Raw genomic sequence first — 16,982 nt, forward strand, 5'->3', positions numbered from 1 at the left:
CGCGCGCTCGTCATCGGGCGGTGGTGCTTCCCGGTCGTCAGCCGACGACCTGGAGCTCGCCGATGGCCACGGTGGTGGCGGACTCCCGGGTCTCGGTCAGGTCGCCGCTCTCACCGCCGCCCTCCCAGTGGATGGTCCACGTGGACGTGGCGGTGACCTTGAACTTGTTTCCGGCCTCGCCGCGCGAGGTGTGGCGGTAGACGTGCCCGCAGTCGGGCGACTCCCGCTTCCCGTACGACGCCTGGTAGGGCTCGCCGGGCTTGGTGCAGGTGACGGACGAGCCGTCGCCCATGTTCCACACGACCTTCGACACCTTGGCGGTGGCGGTGACCGAGACGGCCCCGGCGGTGACGGTCCTGGCCTGCGGTCCGGTGGTGTTCGGGTGCTGCTTGTTCCACATCCAGACCGGCAGCCCGACCAGACCCGTGCGGCCCGGCTCCGGCGCGATGCCGATGTCCGCGCCCTTGAGGGTCATCCGGGCGACGGCGCGCTCGGCCAGCTCGGCCGGGGTGGGCCCGGCGTCCTTGCCGATGGTGCCGTTGGGGAAGAACGTGTCACGGGGTACGAAGGTCCCGGCGCCCTTGTACGGGAAGTCGGGGCAGTTCGTGGGGTGGTAGATGTCGCCCTCGTCGGGCTTGTGGTTGCCCCAGATGATGTAGTCGTCGGCCGGGGGCTGCGGGTCGAGCAGGGTCCAGTAGCAGGACTCGTTCCAGAAGCCGAGCCCCGGCACGTAGCAGGGGATCTCCTGGCCGTTCTCCCGGTGGCACTTCCGGCCGCCCCCGGAACCGCCGCCCGTGCCCCCGCCGGAGCCGTCGTCCCCGGGATCGCCGGGGTCCTCGGCGGTGATGTCGCAGACCTGCGTGCCGGGCGGGCACTTCACGCCGCCGTCGGCCACCGCTGCCTGCGTGCCGGCCAGCGCCAGGGCGCCGGCGGCCAGGGCGGTGAGCACACCGCGCGCGTACCGCACCGGGGTCAGCATGTCCGGTCCTTGTCGATCGTGTAGTCGACAATCCGCCAGCCGCCCTTGCCGTCCTTGGCCGTGGTGGCCTTCGCGGTCCAGGGGCGACGGTCGTCCTCCTTCACACCTGCAATCGGTTTGCCCGTCGCCCGGCGCACCACGATGCCCGTCACGTCGACGCAGTCGGTGATCGTGGCGGTGTGCACCGAGGAGTCCACATCGACGGCCGTGACCTTCGGCGAGATGACCGGCGGGCCCGTGAAGGCGATGCCCGTCTTCTGGTAGTACGTGAAGGCCTCGATGATCATCATGCCGGCGTCGCCGGTCGTGTACTCGCTGAGCTTCACGTCCTTCATGCTGCCCGTGGAGTACGCCTTGGTCTGCGCCTCCCACATCCCGCGGTACGCCGCGAGGGCGTCCCGCTCGGCGGCCGCGCGCTTCTTCGCCGCGCCGTCGTCCTTGGTGGCGCTCGCCGTGGGCCCGGCGGGCTTCTTCTCGTCCTTCGCACCACAGCCCGTGGCCAGTACGAGGAGGCAGACCGCCATCCCCGAACAGGCCATCAGGCCGGCCTTCTTCCCGCGTGCCATCGGACCCCCCTGGTCATGCGCCGTGGTGCGCATCGTCGTCTGCGTCCGGAAAGTGATGTGCCGTCATTCTGCATCACGGTCCCGGGCCGAACGGGCGCCGTTCTGTCACAACTATGTCCGACTGCGGTGACAGAAGGGCCGGTTGATGACCTGCGTATGAGCAGAATCTGATCACCTCACCCGCCACACCGATCACATCCCTGCCATCGGTCCGGCAGCGGCTCCGAGTTGGCCGGTCAAGACCTTGTCCGTACCGCCAACCGCCCTTGTCCAGAAGATTCCTTCGCGCGGTCAAGGGGGCGGTCAAGGGGTGAGGCGCACCATCAGCCGTGTTCCACAGCGCGTCCAGGGGGAGACGATCCAATGCGCACCCACGCACCACCACCCACAAGAAGCGAAGGGCTCATAGGCCGCCTCAACACCGAGTGGGCGGACCTGAGCCAGGACGAGACGTTCCGGCTGCACCTGCGCCGCTGGTACGGCGACCCGGCACCCACCGGCCCGCAGTCCCTGCTCGACACCCTGCGCGCCTGCCGGACCTCCGGCGGCCAGGACCGCATCCTGCTCCCGCTGCTCAGGGCGGCCGTCACGGGCGGCCCAGGCGGCCCGCTCGCCGCGCGCACCGTGGTGCAGACGATGCTCCCGAAGGCGATCCGCATCGCCCGCAGCCAGCTGCGCCCGCAGTACGACTGGGAGGAGACGGTCTCCCTCACGGTCGGCGCCCTCTACGAGGTCGTCCGGACCTATCCCATCCACCGCCGCCCCCGGCGTATCGCGGCCAACCTCTCCCTGGAGACACTGAGCCTGACGCGCCGTCTGATCGGGGACGACGCGTCCGCCGTGCCGCTGGACCCCGACAGTGCGGCCGGGATCTCGACCGCCGACCCCTCCCCCGCCTCCCAGGCCGAACTGACCCTGCTCCTCGCGAGGGCCGCCGACTACCGGCTGCTCGCCGAGGACGAACCGGGGCGCGCGGCAGGCTGGGACGCCCGGGCGGAGCTGGTCGAACTCCTCGTCTGGGCGCTGGAGTCGGGCGCGCTGGACGTGGAGGACGCGCGCCTCATCACCGGCTACTACCGGGACCGGCCGGCCGGCCATCCGGTCACCCCGCGCCCCTCCGCGCGGGACGGTGCCCGGCAGCGGCAGCGGCGGAGCAGGGCCGTCCGGCGGCTCACGGCAGCGGCCTCCGGGAGGTTCGCAACCCCTGACAGGTTCGCGACAGCGAAGTGACGATCCAGTGACACAAGTCACCCAGGATGGTGGCCTGTTGACGTCACACCCGTACGGCCGGATCCACCTGCCCCGTGCACACCCGATGCTGCGGACCGCTCAGGGAGACATGCGATGAAGCGCGGCCTCAGGCTGGCGAACAAGAAGCAGAAGACCACCGAACAGGCACCGTCGAAGCCGAAGGCCACGCGCACCTCGCGCTACGCCACGGTTCCCCGGGCGGTGCCCGCCGAGGCAGTCGCCGAGGAGGAGACCGACGAGCTGGACGAGGCGGCCACCGGCTGGCAGCAGACCACCGTCAAGATGGCGGGCCTCACCAAGCTGGTCACCGTCGTCGTCTGGATCATGGTCGTCGCCGGACCGCTGCTGGGGTTCTTCGCGGTCGCGGTGGCCAGTTCCTCGCAGGCGCCGACGACCACCGGCAAGCAGGGCGGGACCGGCTCCGCCCCGTCCGCCACCGGGCCGTCGGGGTTCGCCGAGCTGTACGTGGCGGCGTATCTGGCGGCGGGCGAGGGCACGGAGGAGGACCTGCTTCCGTACTACTCCGAGCCGGTGACCCTCGCGAACGAGCCGGGCTCGCGCTCCGCGTCGAGCGTCGTCACCGTGGCGGCCCAGCAGGCGGAGAAGGGCTACTGGTCGGTGACGGTCGCGGCCCGGATCTCGGCGAAGGACAAGGCCGGAAAGATGAAGGACCGGGGCATGCACTACTACCGGGTCGGCGTCCAGGTCTCGGGCACACCGGAGGCGGGCGGCACGATCGACCCGTCGAAGGCCGCCGAGGGCCCGGCCTCCCCGGCCGCCTCGGGCCCGGCCCCGTCCCCCGCGCAGTCCTCGCCCGCCGCCCAGGCGTCGCCGCAGCCGAGCGGTTCCGCCCCGGCCCCCGCGCACCGGGGCCCGGCGGCGCTCTACGCGGCGACCTCCCTGCCGGCCGAGGTCAACGCCCCGGCCGCCGCCGAGCACGGCGACCTTGCCTACGGATCGGACCGGGGCGTCAGCGCCGACAACCCCGTGACCGACACCGTGAGCCGCTTCCTCGCGGCCTACCTGACCGGACAGGGCGAGCTCAACCGCTACGTGTCCCCCGGCCTCCAGGTCGCGGCCATCACGCCCGCCCCGTACGAGTCCACGCTGCTCACCGGCGTCCGGGACGACCAGCCGGCCGACAGCGACGACGCGGACGCGGTCCCCGAGGACGGCACGCAGCGGCACGTACTGGTCTCCGTGAGCGCGACGACCGGCGGCCAGGACTACCTGCTCAGCTACGCACTCACCCTGACCACCCGGGACGGGCGCTGGGAGGTGGCGTCGTTCGACACCGCCCCGGCGCTGTCCCCGGACCAGACCGGACCGGTCGCCGACAAGGCCGGGCCCGCACCGGACGCCTCGTCGGACGAGTCCTGAGACGCCCCGGCGGACGCCGCCGGGGAGCGACGCACCACCCAGCTGATCACACGAGGGGAAATGACAGTGAGTTACGCAGAGCACACCGACATGGTGCAACTGGCCGTCGACGGCAGCGTCTTCGACTGGGTCAAGGGCACCCTCCGCAACATCAAGACCCTGGCCGTCACGGCCGCCACGGTCATGGCGATCGTCGGCACGGTCATGGCGTACGTGAAGACGAAGTCGTGGGCGGGCACCCTGACCGCCGCCATCCTGGGGGCCGTCGTGGTCTTCGCCGTCGGCAACATGGACGCGCTCAGCAACATGGTCGACAGCGAGGTGCCGGACGCCCCGAAGGACGCCATCTCCGTGGTCCAGCCCTATGAGGCGCCGGCCACCGCGGTGGGCCAGGCCGACCTGCTGTGAGCGGCGGGCAGCCGTCCGACGGGAAGCCGCTGATCGGGCGTTCGTACACCCGGGCACGGAAGCACCCTCTCGTCATCGGCAAGCTCCCCGGCGGCGGACGGATCCCCGGCGGCCCGTACACGATCACCCAGATCGTGACCATGGTGGGGGTCTTCGTGCTCCTGCTGGGCCTCCGGGACCTGTGGGCGTTCTTCGGACTCGGGAACGCCCTGGTCCTGGTCGTCGTCCCGTGGGGACTCGCGTGGCTGATGCGGTACGCCCGGATGGACGGCCGTGACCCCGCGCGGGCCCTGCTCGGACTGCTGACCTACGGCACCTCGCCGCCGGGGGGCCGGCTGGCCGGCCGCCCGCAACGGACCTTCAAGACCAAGCTGGTGACGGGACGGGTGACCGTCAACGTGCGGCTCCCCGCGGAGCCCGCACCGTCCCCCGCCCCCGAGGCCCGCCCGGTACGGCTCGTCTCCACGACGGGCCGTACCGGTGGGCCCCCTGCCGAGGCGGCACCGCCCGCATCCGGCTCCGCGCCGGCCCGGCCCCGTACCCGCCTCCAGGAACTGCTCGACGAAGCAGAGCGGCAGCACTGAACCGAAGGATGGATGAACTGCCATGCGTCTTCCCGTGCGCCACATCAGCGGCCATCTGATCTGGACCACCAACGCGACGGTGTGGGCCGTGTGGCGGGTCGATTCCGACAACTACAGCCACGCCTCCAAGGCGGCCAAGCACGAACGGCTCAACGCCCTGGAGTCCCTGTTCAAGGCGATCAAGGGCGAGGCCCTGCTGCTCAGCCTCTGCCCGCAGGTGGACGCGGCCAGTGTGGTCACCCGCATGACGGCGGGGATCGACCTGGACGCGTCCCCGGAGTACGTGGACCTGTCCCTGCGGGTCCTGGACGAGCTGGAGGAGATGGAGCTCTCGGGGCGGGTCGACTTCCTCGCCGTCCCGATGAAGCACACCGACTTCAAGCAGGGCGCGTTCGCGGTCCTGTCCTCCGCCCACTACGAGGTCATGAACACCCTCGGGCTGCCGACCACCCCGGTCGGCAAGGCCGAGGAGGAGCGCCGGATCGAGCAGGCCCGGCACCTCGCCGCGACCTGGCCGAGCGCCATCCGGCTCCGGCCCGCCACCGAGGGCGAGATCCTGTGGATCTACGGCCACTGCGCGCGCCGCGGCCTGGCCGAGCCGCTGCTCCCGGAGCACGACGAACCGCGCGCGGTGGTGGGGCGCGGGCGCCCCGTGGCCGCGTACAGCGAGGTCATCCTGGACGAGGGCGGGCGCGGCGACGGCATCCAGGAGCGGCGCGGCGTCCCGCTCAACCCCTTCCGGCACCGCTATGTGAAGTCCAGCACCGAATTCGGCGACAGCTACCAGTCGTTCTCGATCCTGGCCGAGATGCCGGACTCCTTCGCCTTCCCCGGCAGCGAATACCTGGCCGCCCTGGACGACTTCGGTTTCCCGGTGGACTGGGCGGTCCGGCTGCACATCGAGCAGGGCTCCAAGGCCGAGCCCAAGTCGCGCCGCCAGGCCCGCGAACTCGCCCACCAGCGCGGTGAGTACGACGGCGAGACGGCGGGCGTCCCGGCCAGCCTGGACAAGGCGAGCAGCGCGCTCAACGAGTACCGCTCCCGGCTCACCTCGTCCTCGACGGAGGTCGAGATCAGGGCGAGCGTGGTCACCTGCGTATGGGGCGGGACGCCGGAGGAGACCGAGGAGAAGGCCGCCGCGCTGATCAACCACTTCGGCGGCAACGACTACACGCTCGTCCGCCCGATCGGCGAGCAGACGTCCCTCTTCCACAGCATGCTCCCGGGCACGCCCACGCCCCGGGTGATGAACGACTACGCCCAGTTCCTGCTGGCCCGGGACTTCGCGATGTCCCTGCCGTTCTGCGGACAGGCGCTCGGCGACGACGGCGGCTCGCTCTTCGGCCTCCAGCTCAACGGCGGCGGCGCCCGCCCGGTCCTGGTCGACTTCAGTCTGGGCCCGCGCATGAACGCCTCGGCGTCCGCCGTGTTCATCGGCGAGCTGGGCTCCGGCAAGTCGGTCGCCATGAAGACCGCGATGTACTCGATCCTGACGACCGGCCGGCGCGTCGGGCGCTCCCGCAGCCGCGGCCGGGCGCTGGCCATCGACCGTACGCCCCAGCAGGAATGGGCCCGGTTCGCGCGCGCCTGCCCCGGCGAGACCCAGGTGATCACCGTCGACGAGGACGCCTCGGTGTCGCTGGACCCGCTGCGCGTCTTCAAGGGCCCGCGGGCCGCCCGTTACACCGAGTCCTTCCTGACCCCGCTGCTGGACATCGCCTCGATGTCCACCGAGGGCGTGACGCTCGCGGACGCCATCGACGCCACGCACAAGGCGCCCGAGCCCAGCATGCGGCTGCTCCTGGAGACCCTGACGGAGCGCGCGCAGACGCCCGATCCGCTGGACCCGGACGACCACAACGTCCGGGCGGCGGCGAGCGAACTCGCCCGGAAGCTGCGGTCGCTGGCCAAGAAGGACCTGGGCCGGGTGATCTTCGACCCGAGCCTGCCGATCGTGGAGATCACCGACGCCGACACGATCATCTTCTCCGCCGCCAACATCGGTCTGCCCAAGAAGACCGAGCTGGAGGGCCACCGGCTGTCCAGCCTGGAGGTCGAGAAGAAGTTCGGCTGGCGCCTGATGTATCTGGTGGCCGCGCTCTGCCGCGAGATCGCCTTCGCCGACCCGGAGGAGTTCGTCGGCGTCTTCCTGGACGAGTGCTGGTGGCTGACCTCGTCCGCCGAGGGTACGGAACTGCTCCTGGAGATCATCAACGACGGCCGTAAGCACGGCTGCGGCGCCTTCGCCGGCTCCCACGACCCGTACGACGTCGGCCCGGCCAACTCCGAGTACGGCGAGAAGATCCGGGGCCTGGTCTCGCACCGGTTCCTCTTCCGCCACCGCAACCGCCAGCTGGCCGCGCGCGGGCTGGAGTTCCTGGGCCTGGACGGCACCGATCCGGAGCTGCTGAAGCTGGTCACCGAGAACCTGTCGCCGATCAACGTCTCGGACGACGAGCGGCTGCTGCGTTCCGGCGAGTGCCTCTACTACGACCTGAAGAAGCGGATCGGCGGCATGAAGGTCCTGATCCCGGCGGACGAGTACGCGGCCGAGGCCATCCACACGACCCCGGGCCGCGCCACGCTGGACGAGCCCGCCGAGGCCATCGAGGCGGCCGACGCCACGGAAGCGGTGGAGGCGCAGCGCATATGACCGCACTCACGGGGGTGATCCAGCAGCGTCGCACCTGGCTGCGGCTGCTGGTGCTGGTCGGCGTGCCGATCCTGCTCACGCTGCTGTTCTCGCACCACGCCTGGGCGGACAACTGCAGCCCGAAGGACGACGTTCCGAACCTCTTCTGCGAGCCGCCGAAGCCGAAGGACAACGGCAAGGTCCTCGGCATCTTCGATGTGGTGGACAAGAACGGCGTCCCGATCAGCGCCTACGGTCTCAACGTCGACCAGGGCGGCATGCTCGACGTCATCAGCAAGATCATCGCGTTTCTGATCGGCGTCGGCTTCAGCGTCCTGCGGACCGTCATCGGCTTCGCCTGCTGGCTGGTGGACTGGGCCCTGGACTTCGGTCTGGCGAAGCAGCTGCTCAACCCGGTGTCCGACGTCGCCGCGACGATCAAGGCCCAGGTGATCGACAGCCTCGGTCTGAAGATCCTCTTCCTGACGCTCGTCGCCGTGTACGCCGGCTACCTCATCCTGTTCAAGCAGCGGTCCAAGGGCTGGATCGAGATCTGCACCTCCCTCGTGATCGCCTCGATCGCCACGGTCACGCTGGCCAGCCCGGGTGCGTTCCTCATCGGCAACGCCGACGACACCGGCGTGCTGGGCAAGACCAAGCAGTTCTCCCTGGACATCGCCGACGTGATCCTGGAGGACCGGTGCGCGGCGGACGGGGTGACCCCGGCCGAGAAGGACGGCCAGGCCACCACCTGCGACGGCCAGGGCAAGGGCAAGTCCAAGAGCGATTCGGTCGCCCGGCCCATCACCGACGGGCTGGTCGACGCCTTCATCCAGCGCCCGGTGTGGGTGCTCTACACCAAGAAGCCGATCGACGGCGCGTGCAGCGCCGCGTACGGCAGGGCGACGCTCGCCCGCTACAACTTCAACCGGCTCGTCCTGCCCAGGCTCATCGAGGAGGAGAACAACAAGGGCTGGATGGAGAAGCTCGGTGACGCGTTCAGCGACGTGTTCTCCCTCGACGGGCTCAAGGACAGCCTGCTGATCGCCACCGGTAACCCCTGGGCCATCTACACCGTGGTGAAGGGCGAACAGAAGGAGGCCGTGGAGGAGTTCAAGAAGAAGGCGGAGGGCACCGAAGCCTGGAAGACCTACATCAGCGGCAAGAACGGCTCCGACCAGGCGGCCGACCCGAAGGTCCAGAAGGCGTGCGGCGGCGACGTCCCCATGGACGACCAGCAGATCTCCGCCTCGCTCGACAACCTGCTCAGCGTCTGGTTCATCGCCCTCGCCGCGATCATCGTCGTGGTGCTGGTGGTCGCGGTCTCCTGCACCTTCCTGATCTCCCAGGTGTGGATGGCGATCGAAGTCATCCGCGCCCAGCCGGCGCTGGTGGCCGGCATCCTGCCCGGTGGCGGCCGGACCGCCATGTGGAACTGGGTGTCGGGGGTCGTACGCGTCATCCTGGCCATCTTCCTGTCGGTGATGTTCCTGGCGTTCTTCCTCGTCATGGTCATCGCCCTGCTGAACGCCGACACCGGCGAGGTCATGACGGTCAAGTTCCTGACCATCGACTTCCTGGCCGTGGCCTTCCTGATCTTCCGGAAGAGGATCACCGCGGCGGCCAAGAACATCTCCTCCAACTTCGGCCAGCGGATGGCCGCCAAGACCGGCAACGGTGTCGATCCCGACGACGCGCCCCCGAATGCCTTCCAGGGCGCCACCGAGAACGGCAAGTCCGGCCTGGAACAGCTCAAGGACGACGGGGCCACCCTCAGCAAGGTCGGCGGCCGCGCCCGCGACCTCTGGAAGGGCAAGGCACCGGGTGGCGGAGGCGGATCGGGCGGCGGAGGCGGCGGTGCCGGCTCCGGCAAGCCGAAGAAGAGCCTCAAGGACCGGGTCCAGGGCGCCGTCAAGCTGGGCACCACCGTCGCGGCGGCCGTCGGCTCCGGCGGCACCAGCGCCGCGGTGCAGGCCACGGCGAAGGCCGCCCTCAAGGCCCGCCTCAAGAAGGCGGCGACGAACCGGCTCCAGAAGAACCGCGTCGGCCGGGCCACCCTCACGGCCGCCCGCACCGGCCGGTATCTGAAGAACGACGCCCCCATCACCCGGAGCAGGTTCCGGAACGCGGCGGCCGCCGAGCGGCGCAACCTCGCGGACAGCGTCCCGCCGACCGACGGCGAGCGCGCCCGCGACTCGCAGCGGGACGCCGCCCGCCGGATGCGCCAGACCAGGAGCCGGCAGCGCAGTGGCAGCCAGCAGGTGAACGGTACGGTCAACAGCCGCCGCAGCCAGCAGCGCAACGCACGGCGCTCCTCCGGCCGGAACGGCCGCCGCACGCCACGCGGAGGAGGCGGCGGAGGTAACGGCAGGTGAGCGCAGCCGCCAAGGCCGAGCCGATGAGCAGTGGCAAGAAATGGGCCATCGGCTTGGCCATCACCGCCTTCGCCCCGTGGATCTTCTTCATCATCGCCACCTTCATCGCGGCGAGCATGCTGCCCGGCGGCGCGTCGAGCGAGGAGAAGGTCCCGGTCGCGGTCAGCTGCGTCAAGGTGTCCGGCATCCCCAAGCCGACCTGCGAGGCGTATCTGTCGGCGGAGGAGAAGATCAAGGAAGTCCGCCCCAAGTGCAAGAACCTCAGCTGGACCCTGCTGGCCGGCATCGGCAAGATCGAGTCCCACCACGGCACGTTCATGGGCCGCAAGGTCATCGACAAGTACGGCGACAAGTACGGCAACGTGGAACCACCGGTCATCGGTCCGGTCCTGGACGGCACCCACAACACCCAGCGGATCTACGACACCGACAATGGCAAGTACGACGGCGACACCACGTACGACCGGGCCGTCGGCCCCACCCAGTTCATCCCGCAGACCTGGGAGAGCGTCGCCCAGGACGGTGACGACGACGGCGACACCGACCCGCAGAACGTCTTCGACTCCGCGCTGAGCACGGCCGCGCTGCTGTGCGGCAAGGGCGAGGTCGACATGTCCGACGCGAAGACCGAGCACGACGCGATCTTCCGCTACAACCACTCGGAGCAGTACGTCAAGGACGTCCTGAACGCCAAGGCGGAGTACGACGCCCTGGGCGACATCTCCGGGCCGGTCAACGCCTCCGGAAAGGCCAAGCAGATCATCCAGGCCGCCAAGTCGCAGACGGGCCAGCCCTATTCCTGGGGCGGCGGGGACACCCTGGGCCCCTCGTACGGCATCTGCTGCTCCCCGGGCGGCCACTCCGGCCGGGGCATCAAGGGCTTCGACTGCTCGGGGCTGACCGAGTACGCCTACGGGAGGGTGGGCATCATGATCGGAAGCACCGCGCAGGCGCAGCACGACAGCGGGAAGGTGCGGGTCACCCACCAGCGGAACCTGAAGGACGCGCAGCCGGGCGATCTCCTGTTCTTCTCGGACAACCCGGGGAGCGGGAAGGGGATCTTCCACGTGTCCATCTATCTGGGCGGCAACAGACAGATCGAGGCGCCGAAACCGAACGACTTCGTCAAGGAGTCCGACGTCCGGATGGGTTCGCTCGACAGCATCGGACATCTGAAGTGACCGGCGCGGAGCGCTCCGGCCTCGTGATGCTCGCCATGGCGGCAGTGCTGTCCGTGGTCGGCGTCGCACTGCTCTGGCCCGACATGAGCGGCGGCCGGGCCCCGGTGGCCCGGCCCCCGGCCAGCTCACCGGCCCCGTCGCCCACGACGGCCGCCCCCTCGCCCGAGGTCACCCCCACGGTGGGGCCGAAGCCGACGCCCAGCCCGTCCCGCACCACCGGCTCGCCGTCCCCGTCCCCGTCCGCCTCCGCGCCCCGGGACGGCGACGACCTGGCGGGGTCGGTCAGCGACGCGGCCCTGCTGCACTCGCTCCGGCTGAGCCGCCAGGCGAACATCCCGCCCACGCTGGAGGAGCGCCTCGTGGACCTCGGCGGGAAGGTCCTGCTCGCCGACGTCACCGGCACGGGCCGCAAGGCGTTCCCGGACTACTTCAAGGGCGCGTCGGCCACGGACCGCTGGCGGGACTGCCGCATCCGCGCGGGCGTCGGGGAACGCTACGACAACCGCTCGGACGCGGCCCTCATCCACTTGGTGTGGGCCGGTACGAGCCCGATGGGCGAACGCGACGACCGCCGCCCTGCGACGGTCCTCCTGGTGCGGGACGCGGGCGGCACCTGGGCACCGCAGCCGCTTCCCGAGGAGGACGAGTGATCACTGTGCGCGGGACAGCAGCGCCGCCCGGACGGGCCGGTGGTCGGAGCCGAGACCGGGAAGCACCTCTCCCCCGGCGCTCTCGTATCCGCGTGGTACGAGGATGTGGTCGAGCTGGGCGACCGGTCGCCCGGCCGGCCAGGTCCGCCCTGTTACCGCGCGCCGCCGACGGGCCAGGGCGGCGGCGACCGGGCCGGTCATGTTCAGGTCGCCCATCACCACGGCCCCGCTGAGCGGCCCGAGCCCGCGGACGAGCCGCCGCAACTGCCGGGGGCCCGCGTGCAGCCGGTGCGTCAGGTGAGTGTTCACCACATGCAGCGTGCCCCCCGAGGGGAGCTCCAGCACGGCGGACTGCGCCGCCCGGCGCACCGTGTCACCCGCCGCGCGGCCGAGGTCCAGGACGCGGTAGGCGGTGACCGGGAGGCGGGTCAGGAGGGCGAGGCCCCACGACCCGGTGGCCTCCTGCTCGCGCTCCACGACCCGGAACCCATCGATGTCCGCCAGGCCGGTCAGGGGCAGCTCCCTGATCCCGTAACCCAGCTCCTCGGCGGCCCGCGCGGCGATGCTCGGCCGGCCGCTGGGTGTCCACACCTCCTGGAGGGCGATCACATCCGCGCCGAGGGCCGCGCACGCGGCCGTCACGTCGAAAGGAACCCCGTCGCCGCCGCACCCCCAGTGAAGGTTGAAGCCGGCGACCTCAATCCGGTCGAAGCCCGTCAACTCATATTCCTTACTTCCGGCACCCATACCTCAAGTACGCTCAATAAAAGGGTAGTTCAGAAACACATGCACAAGGGGAAAGCATGACGTCCGCAGCCATTCAGCCGATTCCCGGCGCCGAGGAAGACCCGGACATGTTCAAGGGCCGTTCCCTCGTGGTGCTTTCGCCCCACCTGGACGACGCGGTTCTGTCCTGCGGCGCACTCCTGTCGTCCTGCGCCGAATGGGGTTCCCGGGTCACGACCGTCACCGTATTCAACGGGATGCCCGAAAGCCCTTTGTCCGAGGCCGCGTTGAGCTTCCACGAGTCGATCGGCCTGACCGACGACCCCATGGGGCCGCGTGAGGCCGAGGACGACAGGGCGCACGGTCTGCTCGGCGTCGGCTCCACGCGACTGGGCATGCCGGAGGCGCTGTACCGGTGCGACGCGTCGGGACGCCACCTCTACCCCCATGACCAGGACATCTTCGTCCCCGGGCAGGCCCAGGACCTGGAACCGGAACTGACCGGCCGGCTGGCCGCCGCCTTCTCCGCCCTGCCCGCCGTCCAGGAGGCCGATCTGGTCCTCGCTCCGCTCGGCGTGGGCCGCCACGCCGACCACGTACTGGTGGCGGCCGCGGCCCGCCGGCTCGACCGCCCCCGGGACTCCGTCGTCTGGTACGAGGAACTGCCGTACATCCTCTACGACCACTGCGCGGGCTGGGAGGCGGAGATCGCCCCGGGCACCCCGCTGATCAGCCGGTACTCCCGCGAGAACTGGGACCGGAAGCTCGACGCGATCGACTGCTACGCCTCCCAGCACCCCATTCTCTGGTTCGAACCGGACTCCCGCCGCGAGGAGATCACCGCGCACGCGACCGCCCTGGGCGGCGGGACCCCGGCCGAGCGGTACTGGTGGCGGCCGTGACCCTGCCGACCGTCCTGCACGTCATCCGCCCGCAGCCCCCCGGCGAGGTCGGCGGCGCGGACCTGCACATCGCCGACCTCGCCGAGGAACAGAACCGCACCGGCGCACGCGCACTCGTCTGCCATTACGGAAATCCCGAGTACGGGGCACTCCTGGACGCCCGGGGCATAGAGAATTCGGGCCTGCCGGCCGACGGACTGCGCCGCTGGACGAAGCACCTCCGGGCGTACGTCGAAGAAATCGGCCCCACGCTCGTGCACTCGCACGGTTACGACGCCGACTACGTGGCGACCGCCCTGAAGGTGATGCCCGGCACGGGAAAAGGGAAATTCCCGTCCTACGTCATCTCCGGCCACGGTTTCATACGCACCGGGATCAAACTGCGCGCGATGACCGTCCTGAACGAACGCTGCCTCCGCTTCGCCGACGCCATCATCACCGCCGGAGCCGCGGAGGCGACCCGGCTGCGCGCGCTCGGCCACGCCGACGTCCAGTACGTGGCCAACGGCGTCCGGGCCGCGCCGGGCGGCGGGGAGTCCTTCCCCATGGACGCACTCCCCCTGCCCCCCGAAGGCCCCAAGGTCGTGTACGTAGGACGTCTCTCCCCGGAGAAGCGGCCCGATCTCTTCCTCGGCGCGGCGCGCACCCTGACGCGGGAGCGTGCCGATGTGTCCTTCGTCGTCATCGGGGCGGGCCCGCTGCTCGCGGAGTACGAGAAGCGCTCCGCGAACCTCGGGCTGTCCGCCCGCGTCCACTTCACGGGCCTGCGCCGGGACGTCCCGGATCTGCTGGCCGGCGCGGACATCCTCGTGTGCTGCTCGGACACCGAGGGGACGCCCCGGGCCGTCGTGGAGGGCATGGCGGCCGGGCTGCCCGTGGTGGCCACCCGGGTCGGCGGACTTCCCGATCTGGTGGCCGACGGCACGACGGGCCTGCTGACGGACGCGGGCTCCGAATCCCAGCTCACCGATGCGCTGCGGACCCTCCTGGAGGCGCCGGGGAAGGCGACGGAAATGGGCGGGGCGGGCCGGCTCCGGGCCATGGAGAAATTCGGAGTCGCCCGCATGTGGGCGGAAATCAGCGAGGTATACGCCCGGGCGACGTCGACCGCCTGGCCGCTCGCCACCTCGCATTCCCGCTGACCGCGGGGCCGTGTCGGGGGCGGGCGGTTCACCGGCGGTTAGGCGGCCGGGAAGGGCCGCCCGCGCCCCGGACCGGACCGGGGCGCGGGGCCCTCCGCACCCCGAACACGGCCGCCTCCGGCGGCCCCCGGTTCCGGTACGCTTCCCGGATGCGCTATTTCATCCAGTACCCCGCCGGCACCAGCGAACTCGTCGCGGATGCCATGTCGCACTTCGTCGACGACTTCCGCGCGGAGTACCAGGACGACAGCGCCATGCTCTTCTCGTCCAGTTCACCGATGGAACGCGTCGCGGACATTCCCTTCGCGAAGAACGCCTTTGCGGTGATCTCCGAAATCCGGCGCGGAGACATCAATGCGAATGTGGCGCAGCTCGCGGGATCGCTGAAGAAATCGCAATTCCCGCCGCTCCCCGGTCCCCGCGCCCGGGGCTTCCGCGTGATGGTCCACATCGACGGCGAACTGGCGTCGGTCGCGGGCGCCCCGAAGAGGGAGATCGAGCGCACGGTCTCCGCCTGCACGGGCATGCGGCTCGAACCCAGCGGCCGCGGCCAGGAGTACTGGGTCATCGGCCGCCTGGACATGCGCGACCTCATGTTCTGCGCACGGCTGCCCAAGCCCGCCCGGCCCAAGAAGGCCCGCGGCGCCCTGTCCCACGAGTTGTCGTCCATGCTCGTCCTGGCGTCCGAGCCGCGCCCCGAGGACACCTTCCTCGATCCGTTCGCCGGCAGCGGCTCCTTCGTGGTCGCCCGGCTCTCCCTGCCGGCGCGGGAGGTCGTCTACTCCGACCTGGACCTCGCGGACCACCGCGAACTGCTGCCCGGCGAGGTGCTGCGCGACCGCCGGCTGCGACTGCTGGACGAGGACGCCATGGACCTCCCGTCCGTCCCCGACGGCTCGGTGGACGCCGTCGTGACGGACCCCCCGTGGGGCGAGCACGAGGAACTGCCCGTGCCGTACGAGGAGTTCGCCCGGACCACGGCGCTCTCCCTGGCCCGGGTGCTGAACCCGGCGAAGGGCCGGTACGTGCTGCTCTGCGCCCGCCGGGGCGCGCCCGCCTTCGAGGCGGCGCTCACGGAGGCCGGCCTCGCGGTCCGTCAGACGCACGAGATCCTGGTCAACGGCCACCCGGCCACGGTCTTCGTCGGCGACCGGCGAACCGGCACCGAGCCGTCGCAGCAGACCGAGGAGCCACAGCAGTCCCGGAGGGCACAGGAATCCCAGGAATCGCAGGACTCCCAGGAGCCCCAGGAGCCCGGGACGCCGCAGGACCGGCAGGGCGGCGAGCGGCGCCAGGCGCCCAGGACCCCCGCCAAGCCCCTGCTCATCGGGATGGGCACCTACCGCCGCTCGCTGAACCGCTTCTCGCGCTGACGCCCGGAAGGACGGGCGCACCCGCTCCTTGCCGCACCCGCTCCTTGCCGCACCCGCCCCTTACCGCACGCGCCGGAACGACATACGGGTCAGCCCCACGGCCGGCGGCACGACCGCGTCCACCACCCGCGCCACCGGAAGCACGGCGGCCTCGGCCCTGATGTGCCGCCGGGTGGCCCTCGCTCCTTCGTGCCGCCCGCCCGACGCGGCGGCGCGCACCAGCGCGGCGGACACCTCCTGGGCGCTCAGCCTCAGCCGCTCGGTCGCCACCGGGGTGAATCCGGCGTCGCGGAGCGTCGCCGCGTACCACGAGGGCCGCCGCAGCCAGTGCGATGACCGGTCGTGGACCGGGAGCACGGCGGTGTCCTCGAAGAGGTGCACGTCTCGTTCGGCGACCCGGGCCATCTCCAGGAGCAGTGAGCGGGCGTCCTCGGGCGGGTTGTGCTGGAGGACCGTGGCGACGAACACCGCCTCGAAACGCCGGTCCTCGAACGGCAGGGTCCGGCCGTCGATGTGGACGAACTCGGCGTCGACCGTACGCCCGGCGTGCCGCAGCATGGTCTCCGAAAGATCCGCGCCGACGACCTTCTTGCCCTGCTCGGTCAGCCACCGGACGTTGCCGCCGGGGCCGCAGCCGACTTCGAGGACCGTGGCCGCGTCCCGCAGCGCCGGGCCCAGGAACCGCCGCATGAACATGGAGCGCTTGAGCCGGTAGAACTCCGTGTCGTCCCCGGCGACGACACCGCCGCCGTCGGAGCGGACTCCGATGTGGCCGGCCACCTCGTCCCAGTACTGCTGTGCCGCGTATTCGGGCATGTCTCTCTTCACCTCAC

Annotated in this window: 15 protein-coding genes; 11 read left to right on the plus strand and 4 right to left on the minus strand. The window is 70.9% G+C overall.

Annotation, left to right across the window (positions count from 1 at the left end):
* Positions 1–37: 37 nt before the first annotated feature.
* Complete coding sequence (locus tag OHS17_RS15165) at positions 38–979, minus strand: hypothetical protein (protein WP_330312613.1); 942 nt, start codon at positions 977–979, stop codon at positions 38–40.
* The gene (locus OHS17_RS15170; protein WP_330312614.1) at positions 973–1,545 is read right to left on the minus strand and encodes a hypothetical protein; all 573 of its coding nucleotides are present in this window, start codon (positions 1,543–1,545) and stop codon (positions 973–975) included. Before OHS17_RS15170 ends, OHS17_RS15165 begins: the two co-directional genes overlap by 7 nt.
* Positions 1,546–1,908: 363 nt before the next feature.
* Between OHS17_RS15170 and OHS17_RS15175 the strand changes: the two genes are divergently transcribed.
* The 8 genes from OHS17_RS15175 (at position 1,909) to OHS17_RS15210 (ending at position 12,006) form a co-directional block, all read left to right on the plus strand.
* The gene (locus OHS17_RS15175) at positions 1,909–2,775 is read left to right on the plus strand and encodes a hypothetical protein (protein WP_330312615.1); all 867 of its coding nucleotides are present in this window, start codon (positions 1,909–1,911) and stop codon (positions 2,773–2,775) included.
* Positions 2,776–2,889: 114 nt separating this feature from the next.
* Positions 2,890–4,176 carry a conjugal transfer protein gene (locus OHS17_RS15180; protein ID WP_330312616.1) on the plus strand — a complete coding sequence of 429 codons (1,287 nt, stop codon included), beginning with the start codon at positions 2,890–2,892 and terminating at the stop codon, positions 4,174–4,176.
* A gap of 66 nt (positions 4,177–4,242) precedes the next feature.
* Entirely contained in the window at positions 4,243–4,584 is a 342-nt protein-coding gene (locus tag OHS17_RS15185; protein ID WP_330312617.1) for a hypothetical protein, read from the plus strand.
* The gene (locus OHS17_RS15190) at positions 4,581–5,168 is read left to right on the plus strand and encodes a TcpE family conjugal transfer membrane protein (RefSeq protein ID WP_330312618.1); all 588 of its coding nucleotides are present in this window, start codon (positions 4,581–4,583) and stop codon (positions 5,166–5,168) included. The genes OHS17_RS15185 and OHS17_RS15190 overlap by 4 nt, the downstream gene beginning before the upstream one ends.
* A 22-nt stretch (positions 5,169–5,190) precedes the next feature.
* Positions 5,191–7,821, plus strand: a complete 2,631-nt coding sequence (locus OHS17_RS15195; RefSeq protein ID WP_330312619.1) for an ATP-binding protein — start codon at positions 5,191–5,193, stop codon at positions 7,819–7,821.
* On the plus strand, positions 7,818–10,175 hold the full coding sequence (locus OHS17_RS15200) for a hypothetical protein (RefSeq protein ID WP_330312620.1): 2,358 nt from the start codon (positions 7,818–7,820) through the stop codon (positions 10,173–10,175). The genes OHS17_RS15195 and OHS17_RS15200 overlap by 4 nt, the downstream gene beginning before the upstream one ends.
* Positions 10,172–11,356, plus strand: coding sequence for a C40 family peptidase (locus OHS17_RS15205; protein WP_241836619.1), 1,185 nt, complete (start codon positions 10,172–10,174; stop codon positions 11,354–11,356). Before OHS17_RS15200 ends, OHS17_RS15205 begins: the two co-directional genes overlap by 4 nt.
* Positions 11,353–12,006 (plus strand): hypothetical protein, encoded by a 654-nt coding sequence (locus OHS17_RS15210; protein ID WP_330312621.1) that lies wholly within the window; start codon positions 11,353–11,355, stop codon positions 12,004–12,006. The genes OHS17_RS15205 and OHS17_RS15210 overlap by 4 nt, the downstream gene beginning before the upstream one ends.
* Here the strand turns inward: OHS17_RS15210 and OHS17_RS15215 are convergent, their stop codons facing one another.
* Entirely contained in the window at positions 12,007–12,726 is a 720-nt protein-coding gene (locus OHS17_RS15215) for an endonuclease/exonuclease/phosphatase family protein (RefSeq protein ID WP_330312622.1), read from the minus strand.
* An 83-nt stretch (positions 12,727–12,809) separates the two neighbouring features.
* Here OHS17_RS15215 and OHS17_RS15220 point away from each other — a divergent pair, with 83 nt between their 5' ends.
* From OHS17_RS15220 to OHS17_RS15230, 3 genes are all read left to right on the plus strand, one after another.
* Positions 12,810–13,634, plus strand: coding sequence for a PIG-L deacetylase family protein (locus OHS17_RS15220; RefSeq protein WP_330312623.1), 825 nt, complete (start codon positions 12,810–12,812; stop codon positions 13,632–13,634).
* Positions 13,631–14,776: a glycosyltransferase family 4 protein gene (locus tag OHS17_RS15225; RefSeq protein WP_330312624.1), complete on the plus strand. Its 1,146-nt coding sequence runs from the start codon at positions 13,631–13,633 to the stop codon at positions 14,774–14,776. Before OHS17_RS15220 ends, OHS17_RS15225 begins: the two co-directional genes overlap by 4 nt.
* A gap of 149 nt (positions 14,777–14,925) precedes the next feature.
* Positions 14,926–16,149 carry a TRM11 family SAM-dependent methyltransferase gene (locus OHS17_RS15230; protein ID WP_330312625.1) on the plus strand — a complete coding sequence of 408 codons (1,224 nt, stop codon included), beginning with the start codon at positions 14,926–14,928 and terminating at the stop codon, positions 16,147–16,149.
* Between the two features lie 60 nt (positions 16,150–16,209).
* On the opposite strand, the gene OHS17_RS15235 is transcribed toward OHS17_RS15230, so the two are convergent.
* The gene (locus OHS17_RS15235; RefSeq protein ID WP_018102173.1) at positions 16,210–16,965 is read right to left on the minus strand and encodes a class I SAM-dependent methyltransferase; all 756 of its coding nucleotides are present in this window, start codon (positions 16,963–16,965) and stop codon (positions 16,210–16,212) included.
* Positions 16,966–16,982: the final 17 nt, after the last annotated feature.

It is taken from the genome of Streptomyces sp. NBC_00523 (assembly GCF_036346615.1).
Taxonomy (GTDB): Bacteria; Actinomycetota; Actinomycetes; order Streptomycetales; family Streptomycetaceae; genus Streptomyces.